Here is a 16,426-nt window from a genome sequence, read left to right on the forward strand (position 1 = left end):
TGGCTGTGGCGGAAGCGGCGGCTGCGGGGGTGGCTGTGCCGCTGGTGACTGTGGCGGAAGCGGCGGCTGCGGGGGTGGCTGTGCCGCTGGGAACCGCTCGGCTGCTGGTGGTGCGGGCGTTCCTGCCTGGGGCGCTGGTGGAGCCGGGATGCGATGCGCGCCGGTGGACAGCGACGCGGCCGAGGACGGGATCCATCCCGTCGGATTGCCCGCGGTCGCGGAGACCGGGTAGGCGCCCGTGCTGGGACCCTGCGCGGCTGTGGGCGAGGAGGAGTGCCCACCCGGCCGTGACGTTGTCGGCAGCGGCCCGCTGGGATGCGCGTGCGGGGCGGGAACGGGTGGGGACGGCGGGAGAACCGGTACGGACTGGCTGCTGGCGCCGTCGGACTCCGCGACAGGTGCGTCGCCATCGGTTGCCGGGGCTCCTGTGACGATCATGATCGTCGGGCACGGCCAGAGCCGGTCGCAGCTCATGCACAGGTCGAACTCGTTCGGCTGGTGGAGATCGAGGAGGGTCAGCAGGGATTCGATGTGTCTGATCATCCGTGGACCCGCGAGAACGGGTCCGTTTGAGATCATGTGAAGCTCCGAGCGCAACTGGTTGCGGTAGCGCCCGACCTCGTCCGTCCGCTGATCCTCCATCGCAGGCAGCATGCACCATCACTTCGTGGGGTGTGTTACCGGTACGGCCCTCGACCGGTCACTATGGCAACTGTAGGACTGCTGGTAGTAGTTTGTCACATAATCACGAACGGAGTGTCACCCACATCGCATATCAGGACGTGTGTGTCGATGTGATGGGTTGTGACACCGTGGGTCCCGATGCGGTGCGTTGATAGAATGTGCTGATATAACGGACGTGGGTACCCGGCTCGGCGTGGGGCGGTACGGCCGGGCGTTCCCGCTCCCGTTCTGATTTTTTCATCCCCGTTCGGGACGGACCTCCTCCGGGCGGCGAGCCTGGCGCATCAGGCCCTCCTGCAGGCGGGCGAACTCCTCGATGTAAGGGCTCTCGACCTGGCCCTGACCACCTGCGCCAGGCTCCTTGACGCCACCCTGCCGGTCGAAGACCGGCTCGAAACCGGCGAACTGCCCGCCCGCCCCACCGGGACCGATACGGTCGCCGCCCTGCCCGTCGAAGGCCGGGTAGTGGGTGCCGCTCGCCGCGGGTGGACCGCCGCGGTCGCCCTGCCCGTCGTAGCCGCCGAACGACGGCAGGCTTGGTGTGCTTGGGCCAGGGCGTTCACCGGGGGCTTCGAACGCCGGGTAGTGCGCGCCGTTGGCGGCCGCGCCACGCTCGCCGGGAGTCACGTCGTAACCGAACGACGATCCGTTGGGCGATGCTGTGGCCACGGGTGGCGTGCCGGCCGGGGCGCTGGAGCGCCCCGCGGCCTCGTTGCCGAGCTCCTGGTCACCGGGACCGAAGGAGTCTGACGGGTAGATCCGCGCGGACAGGCTGACCGACAGCGGGTCGCTACCATAAGTGATCACATCTACCTGGTCCTCCGGCCCGATGCCGCCGTTGCGGGCCAGGTCGACGAACCGGAAAAGATCAGCCCAGCGTAGCCCATCGAGGTCCACACTGATTCGCAAAGCCATCGTCGCGCCTCATCTCACGGTTGCCTGCGTGCCGATCTTCGGTTGCCTGCCGGAGCCGGCGAACGCTGGTGCGCCCGGTCCCGACACCGACTCGCCGGCCTGACCACAACGGTCAGGTCGGCGATGGGCGGCAGCTTATACCCCGTTGGGGGTGCATTCCTCATCCAGGGAGCTTCGTGTGCTTCTCGCTGGAATCAGTGCTCTTGCCGACTCCGGTCAGGTGTCGGGTAGCTGGGGCGGAGACCGGCGTCGCGCCACTGTTGTAGGGCAATGTTGTCGTGGCGGGTAGTGTCCGGCACGTGAGTGTTGCTTCCGGCGGGGTCAACGGTGCCACCGGCGTCGGCGGGATGGCCGGCGTGGACATGCGGGCCGGGTCGTTGCCGATCAGACTTCTTCATGATCGCGTCTTGGTTGCCCCGCGTGAGGACTCGACCGACCGTCGGTCAAAGGCCGGGATCGTCATTCCGGCCACCGCGCAGATGGGCAAGCGGTTGTCCTGGGCGGATGTGGTCGGGGTGGGCATGGCGGTACGTACCATCCAGATGGGTGACCGTGTGCTTTACGACCCCGAGGAACGCGCCGAGGTCGAGCTGCACGGCACGACCTACATCCTGCTGAGGGAACGGGACGTCCACGCGGTGGCCGCCGAGCGGCTGGATGACGGACTGACCGGCCTCTATCTGTAGCCGTTAGCTGTAATCGTCTATCTGTAGCCGTCGCGTATCCGTGGTCGCCGCACGATATCCGTAGCCTGTCCGGTATTCCCTCTTCGGGTAACCATGTGGCGGGTCTGACATCGGGCTGTACACGTGATGCCTGGCCTATCGCCGTGCGGGACCGTATTGTTCGCGTCGGCCGGGAGAGATCCGTTGTCTCATGCCGGCCATATGTGGATCACATGGATGCGGACAAACGTCACCCGTTGTGTTCGCACCAGGGTCGTTGCGTATTGTGACCACTCGATCCTGTTCGGGTGCAGGCTCGAGTGGGTACCGACAAGCGGTCGCACGCGGAGCCTCAGCGTGCGGCCGATCCGATCTGGTGAGGAAGGAGACTTCATGGCTCGTGACTTCGACGCCCGGCGGGGCGCTGATGTCGAGGAGGACGAGCTCCAGGAACAGAGCCTGGAGACGCTGAAGGCACAGCGCGCCGGGGCTGCCGCCGATCTCGGAGATGACGTTGATGCGCTCGAGGCCGAGCTGGATCTCCCCGACGCCGAGGTCCGTGACGAGGAGCTGTCTTTGCGGGTGCTGCCGAGACAGGCTGACGAGTTCACCTGCACCAGTTGTTTCCTGGTGCACCATCGCAGCCAGCTCGCTGATGCTCGCCGGACGGTCTGCTCCGACTGCGCCGCCTAATTGGTCGCCCCGCCGGAAGTTCGCCCAGGGCCTGCCGGCGCCTGCCGGATGCCAGCCGGCGCTTCGCGTCGTTGTCGCCGGCCCCGGTAGGACACCGCTGTCGGGCCTGCGCCGCCTCGCGACGCATCCGCCTGGCATCCGGCATACCCCGACGGACCTCCCAGATCGGCTTCGCCAATCCGGCAGGAACCCCGGCTTCCGGCGGCGACCACCAAGGGTGACCGGCAACGGGGGCGCGGCGTCGCGGGGCTGGGGCACGCACCTCGCGTCATCGCTGCCCACCCATCGCCGCCCGATGCACGGGTGCCCCGGCTCATCGGTGGACGCCCACCACCTCCGGTGGCTCCCCGCGCCGCTTCGCGAGGCACGCACCCTGATCCACGCTCCTCTTACTGGTCGTATTAAAAGATCTTGCTTGTTGGCCCGGCCTTGCTTGTAACTTCTTGTCGCGGTACCACTACCTAACGCAACTGAATGGTTAGGGGTGGAGAGATGGTTGACACGGAATCGTCCGCCGTCGTTGTCCCCCATCCGGACGCATCCGGTGGAAGAGCGCTGCCACTCGTCCTCTGTCGAACGTCCCCGCCGGTGTTGCCGGCCGCCCACATCCCCCGGGGCAGGCTGTGGGAGCTGGTCGATCGGGGGGCCCGCCAGGGCACCACCGTGATCAGCGGCGCGGCGGGTTCCGGCAAGACGGTTCTCGCGGCGTCATGGGCCGCGGCCGCCCGATTTCCCGGACCGGTCGCGTGGCTGTCTGTCGATGGCGACGCGGGCGCTGAGTTCTGGGCACATCTGCTGTCTGCGCTTGAGCGCGGCGGCATCCTGCCAGCTGGGCGGATGCGTGACGACCCGGCACCGTCGATGATTCCACGGCCGGCATCGGGGGGCGGCTTCGATGGGCGTTGGCGGGAGCTGGCCAACATGCTCGGCGAGTTGCCCACGGCCGCTGTGCTGATCGTCGATGACGCTCATCTGATCATGGATCCGGTCGCGGTTGCCGGGCTTGAGCTGCTCGCCAGCTGTGCGGGTTCCGCGCTGCGACTGGTGCTTTGCGCGCGTTATCCGATCATCGCCCTGCACCGGCTCCGTCTCGACGGACGGCTGGTGGAGGTCGGTCCGACCGATCTCGCGTTCACCGCGCGGGAGATCGCGGCGCTGTTCGAGGCCCATGGTGTTGATCTTCTGGAGGAGGGCCGGGACCGGCTGTTGGAACGAACCGAGGGCTGGGCCGCGGGCCTGCGGCTGTCGGCGGTCCATGCGGCGGCGCATGAGCCAGCGGTCCGTGAGCCGGCGGTCGACGGCCGGGACGGCTCTTACAAGGAGATCACCAGGCGTGCTGTCGGCGAATACCTGCGCGCGGAGGTACTCGGCCGCCATCCGTGGGCGGTCCGCCGGGTCCTGTTGCGCGCGAGCGTGTTGGACCGGCTTACCGGGCCTCTCCTCGAGACGGTCGCGGCCGAGCCCTGCCCGCGGGCCGGCGCGTCGACATCCACGGGCGGAGCCAGCACCGGGGCCAGCAGTGGCGATCCTGGCGGCTCGGTCGTGGACGGGCGGGCGCTGCTGGCGGATCTGGCCCGGACCAACTCGTTCGTGATCGGTATGGACGCGGCGGACACCTGGTACCGCTTCCACCGCCTGCTTGCCGACACCATGCACGCCGATCTCGCGGGAGAGGGGCGTGAGGACGAGCCGGAGCTGCATCTGCGTGCCGCGCTGTGGTTCGCCGAACGCCGTGACGTCGCGGCTGCCGTCCGCCACGCATGCCGTGCCGGGGACTGGCGTTATGCCGCCTGCCTGCTCGTCGAGGGCGGCCTCGGAGTGATCACAGGTTCCGGTGGCCTTGCGCGTGCGGCGCAGGTCGGCCCCTTGGTGGACGTGTTTCCCGTGGGAGCTGCCGAGCAGTCGACCGAGTGCGCGCTGGTGGTCGCGGCACGTGCTGTCCGCGCTGGTGACGCCGAGGCCGCGCGGCGTTGTGTGCATAGCGCATGGACGCGGTTGGCCAGCCTGCCGATAGGCCGCAGGCGTCTGCTGGCGACCGTTCTCGACGTTCTCGACGCCCGCTGCACCGAACTGCGGGCGGATACCGAGGCAATGCTCACCTGCGCCCGCAAGCTGCTGCGCGCCAGCCGGCGTCCGGAGAGCATCGCCATGCCGGAGGGAGGAAATCCGCATAGTCCCGACGTGTGGAGCAGCCTTTCCGCCGTGCGTGCCGTCGCTTTTGCCACCCGCGGCCGCGCCGAGCTGTGGCGTGGTCGTCCTGACGGCGCATCCGAGGCCTTCCGAGCGGCACTGCGCCTTGCCCGTGAGGTGGGTGCGCACGATGTGGAGCTGTCCTGCCTGGGCGGGCTCGCGCTGGCCCATGCCTGGCGCGGGCGGCTGCGCCAGGCCGAGTTCTGGGCCGGCAAGGCCGTGGCCGCCGACCGGGGCCGGTCGGCGGCCACGGGCCGCGACGACGTTCAACCCGCCGCGGCCACCGGGCTCGCCGATGCGCATCTCGCGACGGCGCTCGTGTTCCTGGAAAAATATGATCTTGTTATGGCTGGGCGGCGCATACGTGAGGCGGAGCGCTACTGCCAGCAGTGGCCACAGCCAGTGACCGCTGAGCTCCTCGTCCTGCTCAACGCGGCTGTCCTGGCCCGTACGGGTGATGTCCGGATGGCCCGGCGGCTGGTCGGCGCGCACCGGCCGGTCGGCCTGCCCGATATCTGTGCGCGGACCCGGCTGGCCACCGATGGCGAGTTGCTGGCAGCGGCCGGCAACCCGGACGCGGCACTGGCCGTCCTGCGGCGTGGGATCACCGGGCACCGCCCTGCCCCGAGCGAGCTGCTCGCGCTGGCCCGGGTGCACCTGGCCCGCGCGGACGCACCCGCCGCGGTGGCGGTCCTGGCTCCTTTGCTACGAGCCGACACCGGCTTCGGTATCGGCAGCGTAACGGCTGCCTGCGTGCTGGACGCGGTGGCGGCCAGCCGTACCGGTGAGGTGGCGCGTGCGACCGCGTCGCTGGCCCGCGCGCTGGCGTTGGCTGAGGAGGAAGGCGTCATTCGTCCCTTCGTGGACGCGGGCGAGGAAGTGAGAGCCATGCTGCGGGCGCATCCAGGGCTAGGGGCCGCTCATCGGGCACTCGTCGACCAGCTGCTGGCCCGCGGCGAGGCCGGGCCCGCGGGGTCCAGCAGCGGGCCCGGGCGTGGAGGATCACAACGCTCCACCGCCGCCCGGCCATGGACTGAGCTGCGGCCAGCCCCGGATCGTGGGACGGAGCCAGCCGTCGGCGCCGCTCGGCCCGCCGCACCCATGACTGCCGACGGTGACGGTGCCGGCACCAGTGGTGTGACGGCTTCGCGGCTGTCCCCGGCGAGGCCGCTCGTGACCGGGCCGGCGGTGCCGGTGCCGGCGGACTCAGCGGCGCCGCCGGTGGAGCCGTTGAGCGGTCGTGAGCAGGCCGTCCTGACGTATCTGCCGACGATGCTCACAACGGCGGAGATCGCCAAGGAGATGTTCGTGTCGACGAACACCATCAAGACGCACTTGAAGAGCATCTACCGGAAGCTCGATGTGGCGCGTAGGCGGGATGCCGTGCAGCGTGCCCGAGCACTCCACCTGTTGTGATGTTCGGCAGTCTTGTGATGTCCGGTAGCCGCGCGTGGCGCACAGGAAGCTGTTTTCGGAATCTCCGTCGCTGAATTTTCACCCAGAGCAGAGGATGCGACACGCCTGAACGCAGGCGGACTGTAGTCCCCGAGACGCGGCGCGACGGTACCCGATCATGGAGGGCACGTCGTCCGCGACAGGTGAGGGGCCGGCGGTTGCGTCCGGCTCCGCGGACGCGGCGCGGAGGTGGCACGATGGACCAGGTGCTCGACCGGATGGAGCTGCCGCTTTCCGGCGTCGAAGTCGAGCTGGTGGGTTCGCCGGTCGGACTCCTGCACTGGCGGTTGAGGTCCGCGGGCGTGTCCGCGGACATTCTCGATCATCCGTTGGACCAGACACCGATTCTTGGCTGGCGCCAGGGCGCCACCCCGGTCGAGGGGCGCCGGCCACCGGTGCCCTTCACCGTCGCCTGGGGCTCGCTGCTGGGTGGGCGTGGGCCCCTGCGGGTTGTGCTCGTCCACCGTCGCCGTTTCCGGGCGACCGTGCGGCGCAATCTTGAGCCCATGACGCTCGGTGGCGCGTTCTGGATCGCTGAGGCCGAGGGCTCGTTCGAACGGCTGGTCGTGTCGGACGGAACGATCGTCGAGAGCCGCGATCTGCGGCCCATGGGCTAAGTGGTCGGCGCCGGAAGTTCATCCAGGGCCTGCCGGCGCCAGGCGGCGCCTCGCCTCGTTGTCGTCGGCCCCGGTAGAACACCGCTACCGGGGCCTCCTCCGCCTCGCGACGCATCCACCTGGCATCCGACAACCCCCGAAGGACTTCCAGCGCCGACCACTGAGGCGAGGCTCTGGCAAGCGGCGGCTTGTGAAGGACGCCGCGGCCGGCGGGCATAATGACTGATCGTGCCTAAACGGATTCCGGTCGCTGCCGGTCGGCGGTGGGCGCATGCCGCTGAGGCCCACCGCCGCCTGGCGCCCCCGAACGTGGCTGTCGCCGCGCCCCCGCCTGTCGCCGCGCCCCCGCCTGTCGCCGCGCCCCCGCCTGTCGTCGTGCTCGTGGCTGCCGCTTGACCGCTGCTTGCCTGCCACTTGCTTGGCGTCGTGCCATGCGGCATTAGTTGTGAACTATGTGCTTGTTTGTTGTTTTTCATAGTGTGCCATGGTCGCTATAACGTCAGCAGGCTCGTCCCGTTACGACCGAACCGGTCACGGTCATGCCCGCGGTGGTCCTGTTCGTGTGGCGGGTTGCGCTGGCATCGCTTCTGTCCGTTTGTGGGATCACCATCCGGGCCCGGTCCGCGGGATTCATCGTGTTCGTCAGCCAACCGCGGTATCGACCCGCCGCCGTCTCGACAGCGACATACCACCCGGCCCAACCCGTGCGGCCGGTCATGACGCGAACGCGCTGTGGCCACCCGCACGCAGCTGTCGGTGTTCCGCCCGCGGCGCCGCGCTGATGGGCTGGCACAGGGTCAGGAGGGATCATCCAATGAGTTCCGGCACGTCTCCAAGCCCCTGGATCCGGGAACGAGATCTTGTCATTGGCATCACTCCGTTCACCGAGCCGGACGCGAGGCTGGCCGCCGCCGTGACCCGGGCCGGCGCTCTCGGCGTCCTCGATCTCGGGCGTGACGCGGCCACCGCGCGCACCGCGCTCGTCAACACGGCGCGCTGGGCCCGCGGTCCCTTCGGCGTACGTGTTCCCGCCGGCTGCGCGACCGTGCCGGGGGAGCTGCCGCCGGTGGTGGACACCGTCGTCCTTCCGTCCGGCCGTGTCCCGGGCGCTGGCCCGGCCGAGACAGGGCGGGAGGCGGCGAGGTGGGATGTCATGACCGCCGCGGCCAACGGCCACCGTCGCGTCCTGGTCGAGGTCACCTCGGTCGCCGAGGCGCGGGCGGCGATCGAGGAGGGCGCTGACGGTCTGATTGCCCGGGGCTGTGAGTCAGGTGGCCGGGTCGGCGACCTCACCACCTTCACGCTGCTCCAGCATCTGCTCCATGCCGAGCTGGACCGGCCGGTGTGGGCCGCTGGGGGAATCGGCCCGCACACCGCCGCCGCCGCGGTTGCCGGTGGGGCGTTCGGGGTCGTGCTTGACGTCCAGCTCGCTCTGGTCCGGGAGATGGAACCGCGGACCGATGTGGCCGCCGCCATCCGAGCTATGGACGGCAGCGAGACCACGGTCATCGCCGGGCATCGCGTGTATGTCCGCCCTGACCTGCCGGCCGCCCGGCTCACTGGTCATGATCTGGACGAGGCCGGTGTCGCCGGCCTGTTGGGCGCCCGTGACCTGCGCACGCAGCTCCTGCCGATCGGCCAGGACGGAGCCTTCGCGGCGCCGCTCGCTGACCGGCACGTGACCGCGGGCGGGGTCGTCGCGGCGGTCCGGGACGCGGTCCGGGAGCATCTCGGAGCTGCCGCCCGGCTCACCCCGTTGGCTCCTGGCGCGCCCTTCGCCGCCGACCGGGGTGTGCGTCTCCCGGTCGCGCAGGGACCGATGACGCGGGTCAGCGACCGGGCCGAGTTCGCCAAGGCTGTTGCCGATGCCGGCGGCCTGCCGTTCCTCGCCCTCGCCCTGCTGAGCGGGCCCGAGGTCACCGCTTTGCTGGCGGAGACAGCCGCGCTGCTCGATGGCGCGCCCTGGGGCGTCGGAATCCTCGGGTCCGCCCCGCCGGAGATCCGCGCTGCCCAGCTGGCGGCCGTCAGCGCGGCCCGTCCACCGTGCGCGTTGATCGCGGGTGGGCGGCCTGCCCAGTCGGCACCGTTGGAAGCGGCCGGTATCGACACCTTCCTGCAGGTGCCCTCACCGGCGTTGCTCGCCCGGTTCCTCGCCAGCGGTGCCCGGAAGTTCGTCTTTGAGGGACACGAGTGCGGCGGCCACGTGGGCCCGCGCGCGAGCTTCCCGCTGTGGGAAGCCCAGATCGCCGGGCTGCTGGCCCACGGCGAGCGGGTGGCCAACGAAGCCGGGCAGCAGGCCGGTACGGAGTTCTTCGAGGGTGTGCACGTGCTGTTCGCTGGCGGTGTGCACGACGAGCGGTCCGCCGCCATGGTCGCGGCGGCCACGGCCCCGCTGGCCGGGCACGGTGCCCGGGTCGGGGTGCTGATGGGCACCGCGTATCTGTTCACCGCCGAGGCGGTTGACTCAGGGGCGATTCTGCCCGGGTTCCAGCAGGCCGCGGTGGACTGCGAGCGGACCGTGCTGCTGGCGACCTCGCCGGTGCACGTGGCCCGGTGCGCGCCATCGGATTTTGTGCATGCCTTTGCCGAACGCAAGGCCGAACTGCTCCAGCGGGGACTCACCCGCACACAGGTATGGGAGGAACTGGAGCGTTTCAACCTCGGTCGGTTGCGGATTGCAAGCAAGGGGACGCGTCGGGTACGTGACCGGCTGGTCGCCGTCGACGCCGAGGCCCAGCGTCATGAGGGCATGTTCATGATCGGCCAGGTGGCGGCGCTGCGGTCGGCGAGAACCACGGTGGACGTCCTGCATGCCCAGGTCACCGAGGGCGCGACCCATGCGCTGGCAGCCAGGGCCGCCGAGCTTGGCATCGATACGCATCCCGGCGGCGGCCGGCCGCATGGCGTGGCCGGCGGGCGGTATCAGGTCCGCGAGGCCGCCCGCCCGCTGGATGTGGCCGTCATCGGCATGGCCTGCGTGTTCCCTGGTGCCGCCGATGTGGACGAGTACTGGGCCAACATCGTCGGCGGCCTGGACGCGGTCACCGAGGTGCCCAGCGGCCGCTGGGACCCGAACCTCTACTACGACCCGGACGCGGGCCCGCGCGACACGGGACGGCGGGTGGCGTCCAAGTGGGGTGGGTTTCTGTCCCCGGTGCCGTTCGACGCGCTGGGTTTCGGTATTCCGCCGAAGGCGTTGAGCAGCATCGACCCCGGGCAGCTGCTGGCCCTCGCGGTGGCTGCCCGCGCGCTGCGCGACGCCGGGTACGGCGACCGTCCGTTTGACCGGTCGCGCACATCGCTCGTGTTCGGCGCCGAGCCCGGCGCTGACCTCGCCTCCGCGTACGGCTTCCGGTCCGCCTACCCGGCCTTTGTCGGCCCGGTCCCGCCCGCGCTCGACGAACACCTGCCCACCCTGGACGAGAACTCCTTCCCCGGCCTGCTCGCCAACGTCATCGCCGGCCGGATCGCCAACCATCTTGATCTTGGCGGGGTGAACTACACGGTGGACGCGGCCTGCGCATCCTCGCTGGCCGCGCTCGACGCCGCGTGCAAAGAGCTGGTGGCCGGCACCTCCGACCTCGTGCTCTGCGGCGGTGTGGACACCCATAACAGCATCCACGACTTCCTGCTGTTCTCCTCCGTCCAGGCGCTGTCCCCGACCGGCCGGTCCCGCAGTTTCGACGCATCCGCCGACGGCATCAGCCTGGGGGAGGGGGTGGCTGTCGTCGTGCTCAAACGGCTCGCCGACGCCGAACGCGCCGGCGACCGCATCCATGCTGTGATCAAGGCGGTGGCCGGATCGAGCGACGGGCGGGCGCTGAGCATGACCGCTGCGCGCAAGGCCGGCCAGGTGCTGGCGATGCAACGGGCCTACGCCCGAGCCGGGATCTCCCCGGCTGACGTCGGTCTGGTCGAGGCGCACGCGACCGGCAGCGTCGTCGGTGACCGAACGGAGCTCGCCAGCCTGGCCGAGGTGTTCACCGCCCATGGCGCCGCGCCGGCAAGCTGTGCCCTGGGTTCGGTGAAGTCCCAGATCGGGCACACCAAGTGTGCCGCCGGCCTGGCCGGTCTGATCAAGACGGTGAAGGCGCTGGAGACCGGTGTGCGTCCGCCGGCGGTGAACCTCAGCCAGCCGAATTCCTCCTGGGACGCGGCGAGCAGCCCGTTCTTCTTTGACACGGGGGCTCGTCCGTGGGCAGCGCCCGCGTCGCGCCGGCATGCCGGTGTGTCCGCGTTCGGTTTCGGCGGGACGAACTTCCATGCGGTGCTGTCGGCCTACGATGGTGGGCCCGAGCCCGCGCACGGTGTGCACCCATGGCCGGCGGAGCTTTTTGTCGTGCGCGGTACCGACCGGATCGCGGCGGGCCGCACCCTGGACAAGCTCGCCGAACTCATTATGATCAACGATGGCGCCGGGCAGCCCTGGAAACTGCGTGACCTGGCCGCGGCGGTCGCGCGCAGGCGTGGTGGGACAGTTCAGGTGGCGTTCGTCGCGGCCACCCTCGATGACCTGCCCGACCTGGTGCGGCGTGCGCGGGCCTTCAAGCATGACCCGAAAGCGGGGATCTTCGTTGCGCCCGCGCCCGCGCCCGCGCCCGATGCCAATGCCAATGCCGGGACGGCTGATCCGACTGGCTCCGGGCCGGCCGGCGGCCCGGATCGAAGCGGGCAGGTCGCCTTTCTCTTCCCCGGTCAGGGCAGCCAGCGGCCCGGGATGCTGGCGGATGTGTTCGTGGCCTTCCCGCGTCTGCGGCACCTGCTCGAACGTGGTGAGAAGTGGGTGAAGGCGATGTTCCCGCCGGCCGCCTTCACCCGTGCGGACGCGGTCGCCCAGCAGGAGGCGATCACCGATACACGTACGGCACAACCGGTCCTCGGGATGGCGGGACTTGCCATGAACGAGATCCTCACCGGGCTCGGGGTCCATCCCGACCACCTCGGCGGCCACAGCTACGGCGAGCTGGTCGCCCTGTGCGCGGCCGGCATCATCGACATTGATGATCTTCTATTGCTCAGCGCGGCGCGGGCGGCTGCCATCCTGGATGCCGCCAGCGGTTTCGCGCGGACCGACGATTTGGGGACGATGGCCGCGGTGGCTGCCGCCGCCGGGCCTGTTCAGGAGGTGCTGGCCGCCGGTGGGGCGGAGCTGGCCGATGTCGTGATCGCCAATCGCAACGCGCCGGAACAGACCGTGATCTCCGGTCCGGCGGACGCGGTCGATGTCGCGGTACGCCGCCTGCTGGCGGCTGGGCTGACAGCCCGGCGGATCCCGGCGGCGTGCGCGTTCCACAGCCCGATGGTCGCGGGCGCGGTCAGCGCGTTCGGCGCCGAGCTGGACAAGGTCGCGGTTGGTGAGTCGACGGTCCCGGTCTGGTCAAACACCACGGCGCAGCCGTATGAGCGGGGCGCCGATGCGGTCCGGCGGACGCTTGCGGAGCAGGTTGCGGGCCCCGTCCGATTCGTCGATCAGATCGAGGCGATGTACGCGGCCGGCGTACGGATCTTCGTGGAGGCCGGGCCGGGGCAGGTGCTCACGGGGCTGACCGGTCAGATCCTCGCCGGTCGGCCGCACACCGCCGTCGCTACGGACGTTCCCGGTGAACACGGGCTGCGCCGGTTTCTGCTCGCGCTCGCCGAGCTTGCCGCGGCGGGTGTCACAATGGACACGGCGCCGCTGTTCGCCGGGCGGGACGTGCGTACGGTCTCGGCCGCGAACTGCCCACGCCGGCCCGGTTGGCTGGTCGACGGCCACTTGGTGCGGACGTCCGACGGCCGCTGTCTGCCGGGCGGGCTGCGCCCCGCCGGCGAACCGCCACGGTTGGCGGGCGGCGAGCCCACCCTGTCGGCGCTCCCAGCCGCCCGGCCGCTGTCCCCACCTCTGGCGGTGCCGGCGATGGCATCGCCCGCGGCGGTACCGCCAGAGGTACCAGCGGCACCAGCGCCCGCCGCGGCAGTGGTGACACCAGCGGCAGCGGCGCTGGAAGGAAACCTGGAAGGAAACATCGCGCCGCGGGAAGCCGCCACGAACGCAACCATGATCGAGTTCCTGCGCGCCACCCGGGATCTGGTCGCCGCCCACCGTGACGTCATGCTCGGCTATCTCGGTACGGCGGCCGTGGCGGGAGAGCGCAATGCGGTGGAGCCGGCCCGGGAACCAGCCGCTCCCGCTGTTGCCCCGCAGGGGCGTCCGGCGTTGCTACCCGCCCAGCCAGGGCCGTCCGGCCCCCGTGGCGCAGGCGCGGGCACGGGGGCGCCTGCGCGGCCGTCGGCGTTGCCGGCAACGCCGGCGCTGGATCCGCCCGCGGTCCTGGCGCTCGTGCTGGAGGTGATCCGCGCGGCCACGGGCTATCCGGCGGACATCCTGGAGCCCAATTTGGATCTTGAGTCTGATCTGGGTATCGATTCGATCAGAAGGGCGGAGATCCTGGGGACGCTGACCGCGCGTGCCGGCCTGCTGGGAGGCGCCACCGCCACCACCGGCGACACGGTGCCGGAGGAGCTGGCGCGGGCCAGGACCATCCGCGGGATCGTTGACTGGATCGTCACCCGGCCGGGTCTCGACGCTGGCGCGGCGAATCCGGCCGTCGGGCCCGCTGACACAGCCGTCGGGCCCGCTGACACAGAGGTGCCGCCGACGGCGAACACCGGTTCCAGCGTTGATGTCGATACCGTCTACATCGACCCGAGCAGGCTGCTGGCGAATGCTGAACGTGAGCGGCCAGGCGCCGCATCGCTGCGGCGGTTCGTCGTCGACGTGGTTCCGCTGCCGCTGCCGCTGCCGTCGCTCGCGGAAGCTCTTGCCGCGGTCGGGACCGGCCATGGGGCGGGGGCGTTGTCGGGCGCCCGCTTCGCCGTCGTCGAGGGCGGCCTGGGCATCGGGCTGGCTCTGACAACCATGCTGGAGCGGCACGGCGCGACCGTGCGGATGTTCTCCGCCGCTGATGGGTCGCTTGCTGATCAGCTCGCGAGCGGTGTCGGAGCGGACGGCGTCCTGTGGGTGTCACCGGTGGACCGGGACGCCCCCCCGGCCCTGCCCGCCGCGTTCGGCCCGATCAAAGCCGCGGTCGCGGGCGGTACCCGCCGCCTTGTCATCGCGACCGGCAGCGGCGGCAGCTTCGGCCGGTCCGCGACCGATGAACCTGGTCCGAGCGTCGGGATAGCCGGGCTGGCCCGCACAGTCGCGCGGGAGGCGCCGCGGACGCTCGTCCGGGCGGTGGACCTCGACCCCAAGGAGGCTCCCGTCCAGCTCGCCGAATACCTGCTCGCCGAGATCCTCACACCGGATGCCCCGGTCGTGGTCGGCTACCGTCACGGGATCCGCTCGGCCCCGCGGGTGGTGCCCGCGCAGCTCTCCTCGACCGGCGTGAGCGTACCCGCGCTCGGCCGGGACTCGGTCGTGCTGCTGACCGGCGGCGCCCGCGGTATTACCGCCAGGGTGGCGCTGGCGCTCGCCCGTGCCACCGGCTGCGGGATCGAACTGATCGGCCGAACTGTCCTGCCGGCCGTACCGGAGGACCCGGCGACAGCCGCCGCGCCGGACGCACCGCGGCTGCGCCGAACCCTGATCGACGCGGGCCTGTGCCGACCGGCCGAGATCGAGGCCACGGTCGCCCGGTTGTTGGCGGAGCGGGAGGTGCGGGCCACTGTCGCGGCTCTCACGCGGACCGCGTCCTATGTTCGATACCACGCCGTGGACGTCCGGGACACCGAGGCGCTGCGCCAGGTAGTGGCGGCGGTTTACGCCGATCGCGGCAGGATCGACGGGGTTGTGCATGGCGCCGGGACTGTCGCGGACAAACTGGTCCGGAACAAGACGCCGGAGCTGTCCGACCGCATTTTCACGACAAAGGTTGAGAGCGCTCGGACGCTTGTCGACGCACTGCGTCATGATCTTGATTTTTTGGTGTTGTTCGGCAGCGTGTCCGGCGTGTTCGGTAACCCCGGCCAGGCCGACTACGCCGCGGCCAATGATGCTCTTGACACCTGTGCCCATGCCTGGGCGAGACGTTTTCACGGCCGTGTCGTCTCACTTGACTGGGGTCCGTGGGGCTCGTCCGGCAGCGAATCCGGCGGAGCTGATTTCGGTGGGGGAATGGTGTCCGCCGAACTGGGACGTCAGTATGCCCGCCGGGGCGTCGGCCTGATCGATCCGGATGCCGGAGTCGTCGCGGTACTGCGTGAACTGGCCGCCGATGTGGACGTGGCGCAGGTCGTGTACATGTGCGGAACACCCGAGGCACTCGACGGTGGATTTCCCGGTCCCGGTATCGCGGATGTCGGTCGCTGACCGGGAAATGCGCCCGACCACGACGGTACGTGGGCATGATCAGGTTGCGCCGATCCATCACGAGCCGTCCGGTGTGAACACGCGGGCGCTGGCGTCGTCCGCCAACCGCTTAAGCAGGTGGCCTCGCAAGATTCGGTGGCTTGACAGATGCCCGGAGGACGGCACGACCACGTGCCGCGCCTCGGCCCGCTGGAGTTCAGTGATCAGCTCGTCGAACGCCGCGCGCGAGCCGTTCTGGTACTCGAAGAACGTCGTGGCGTAGCAGTAACCCTCCGCCACCGCAAAGCGGCGCATCTCCGAAACAACGCGGTCAAGCTCGTCGTCCGGCACGTCATCGGGTGCGCACATGTAGCCGTATATCAAGGGTTTCATTGCTGAACTCCCGCGTTATGGAAGCGTGGTGGCTGGGCTTGGCGGGCAGGCATCGTCACCGCTCGCCAGCCCAGCCGGTCAGGAGCGCGTGAGCGCAGGGTTGTGCTCTGCGAGAACCGCTCGCTCACACGGGAAAGCACAGCCACACACCACGCACAGGCCGTGGTCGTTAGCGTGCTCGTTCAGCACAACGGTGGCGAGCCGGTGCAGCACTTCGACTCCGCTACCGATGTCGGCGTCCGTGATCGTCTCGACCATGCCCGCCGCTCACCCCGCAGCCGGAGCGAAGAAGGCCAGCAGCCGGTCACGGATGAGCGCTGCGGACTGCTCGGGAGGCTGACGGTTCACGTCCAGCCGCAACACATCGAAGCCCGGTTGAACACCTGCACCGGGGTCACGTGCGGCTGGAAGTACCGGTGAGTGACCAGCTCTTCCACGGCCTGGGCGTCGCTCATGAGCGCCCGCGGTACGCGCTGATCCCATAGGCCGTAGGTGTGCCGGATGCAGTACGCGCAGCCCAGCGGGCAGTCCTGGATGTGGTTCAG

The 16,426-nt window shown here is 70.2% G+C and carries 8 protein-coding genes and 2 pseudogenes; 5 read left to right on the plus strand and 5 right to left on the minus strand.

Features of this window, described 5'->3' with window-relative positions; all coding sequences use genetic code 11:
- Nucleotides 1–579, minus strand: a pseudogene (locus MJ783_RS00480) (hypothetical protein); the annotation flags it as partial.
- 342 nt (nt 580–921) lie between these two features.
- The gene (locus MJ783_RS00485) at nt 922–1,599 is read right to left on the minus strand and encodes a hypothetical protein (protein ID WP_239307889.1); all 678 of its coding nucleotides are present in this window, start codon (nt 1,597–1,599) and stop codon (nt 922–924) included.
- A gap of 299 nt (nt 1,600–1,898) precedes the next feature.
- Here MJ783_RS00485 and MJ783_RS00490 point away from each other — a divergent pair, with 299 nt between their 5' ends.
- From MJ783_RS00490 to MJ783_RS00510, 5 genes are all read left to right on the plus strand, one after another.
- Entirely contained in the window at nt 1,899–2,285 is a 387-nt protein-coding gene (locus MJ783_RS00490) for a co-chaperone GroES (protein WP_239307890.1), read from the plus strand.
- Nucleotides 2,286–2,657: 372 nt separating this feature from the next.
- Complete coding sequence (locus MJ783_RS00495) at nt 2,658–2,957, plus strand: DUF4193 family protein (RefSeq protein WP_239307891.1); 300 nt, start codon at nt 2,658–2,660, stop codon at nt 2,955–2,957.
- Nucleotides 2,958–3,449: 492 nt separating this feature from the next.
- The gene (locus tag MJ783_RS00500; protein ID WP_239307892.1) at nt 3,450–6,563 is read left to right on the plus strand and encodes a LuxR C-terminal-related transcriptional regulator; all 3,114 of its coding nucleotides are present in this window, start codon (nt 3,450–3,452) and stop codon (nt 6,561–6,563) included.
- 236 nt (nt 6,564–6,799) lie between these two features.
- Nucleotides 6,800–7,219 carry a hypothetical protein gene (locus MJ783_RS00505; protein ID WP_239307893.1) on the plus strand — a complete coding sequence of 140 codons (420 nt, stop codon included), beginning with the start codon at nt 6,800–6,802 and terminating at the stop codon, nt 7,217–7,219.
- Nucleotides 7,220–8,033: 814 nt separating this feature from the next.
- On the plus strand, nt 8,034–15,509 hold the full coding sequence (locus tag MJ783_RS00510) for a type I polyketide synthase (protein WP_239307894.1): 7,476 nt from the start codon (nt 8,034–8,036) through the stop codon (nt 15,507–15,509).
- A 57-nt stretch (nt 15,510–15,566) separates the two neighbouring features.
- Here MJ783_RS00510 and MJ783_RS00515 read toward each other — a convergent pair whose 3' ends face one another.
- The 3 genes and pseudogenes from MJ783_RS00515 to MJ783_RS00525 all read right to left on the minus strand — a co-directional run.
- Nucleotides 15,567–15,881 carry a hypothetical protein gene (locus MJ783_RS00515; protein ID WP_239307895.1) on the minus strand — a complete coding sequence of 105 codons (315 nt, stop codon included), beginning with the start codon at nt 15,879–15,881 and terminating at the stop codon, nt 15,567–15,569.
- 78 nt (nt 15,882–15,959) lie between these two features.
- A complete protein-coding gene (locus tag MJ783_RS00520; protein WP_239307896.1) occupies nt 15,960–16,139 on the minus strand; it encodes a hypothetical protein in 180 nt (59 codons plus the stop codon).
- Nucleotides 16,140–16,246: 107 nt separating this feature from the next.
- Nucleotides 16,247–16,426: pseudogene (locus MJ783_RS00525) on the minus strand (radical SAM protein); the annotation flags it as partial.

This window comes from Protofrankia sp. Cj3, from assembly GCF_917627355.1.
In the GTDB taxonomy this organism is placed as follows: domain Bacteria; phylum Actinomycetota; class Actinomycetes; order Frankiales; family Frankiaceae; genus Protofrankia.

Coding starts and splice junctions, on each gene's coding strand:
- MJ783_RS00485 (WP_239307889.1), bottom strand. CDS start 1,599: ATGGCTTTGCGAATCAGTGTGGACCTCGATGGGCTACGCTGGGCTGAT.
- MJ783_RS00495 (WP_239307891.1), top strand. CDS start 2,658: ATGGCTCGTGACTTCGACGCCCGGCGGGGCGCTGATGTCGAGGAGGAC.
- MJ783_RS00500 (WP_239307892.1), top strand. CDS start 3,450: ATGGTTGACACGGAATCGTCCGCCGTCGTTGTCCCCCATCCGGACGCA.
- MJ783_RS00505 (WP_239307893.1), top strand. CDS start 6,800: ATGGACCAGGTGCTCGACCGGATGGAGCTGCCGCTTTCCGGCGTCGAA.
- MJ783_RS00510 (WP_239307894.1), top strand. CDS start 8,034: ATGAGTTCCGGCACGTCTCCAAGCCCCTGGATCCGGGAACGAGATCTT.
- MJ783_RS00515 (WP_239307895.1), bottom strand. CDS start 15,881: ATGAAACCCTTGATATACGGCTACATGTGCGCACCCGATGACGTGCCG.
- MJ783_RS00520 (WP_239307896.1), bottom strand. CDS start 16,139: ATGGTCGAGACGATCACGGACGCCGACATCGGTAGCGGAGTCGAAGTG.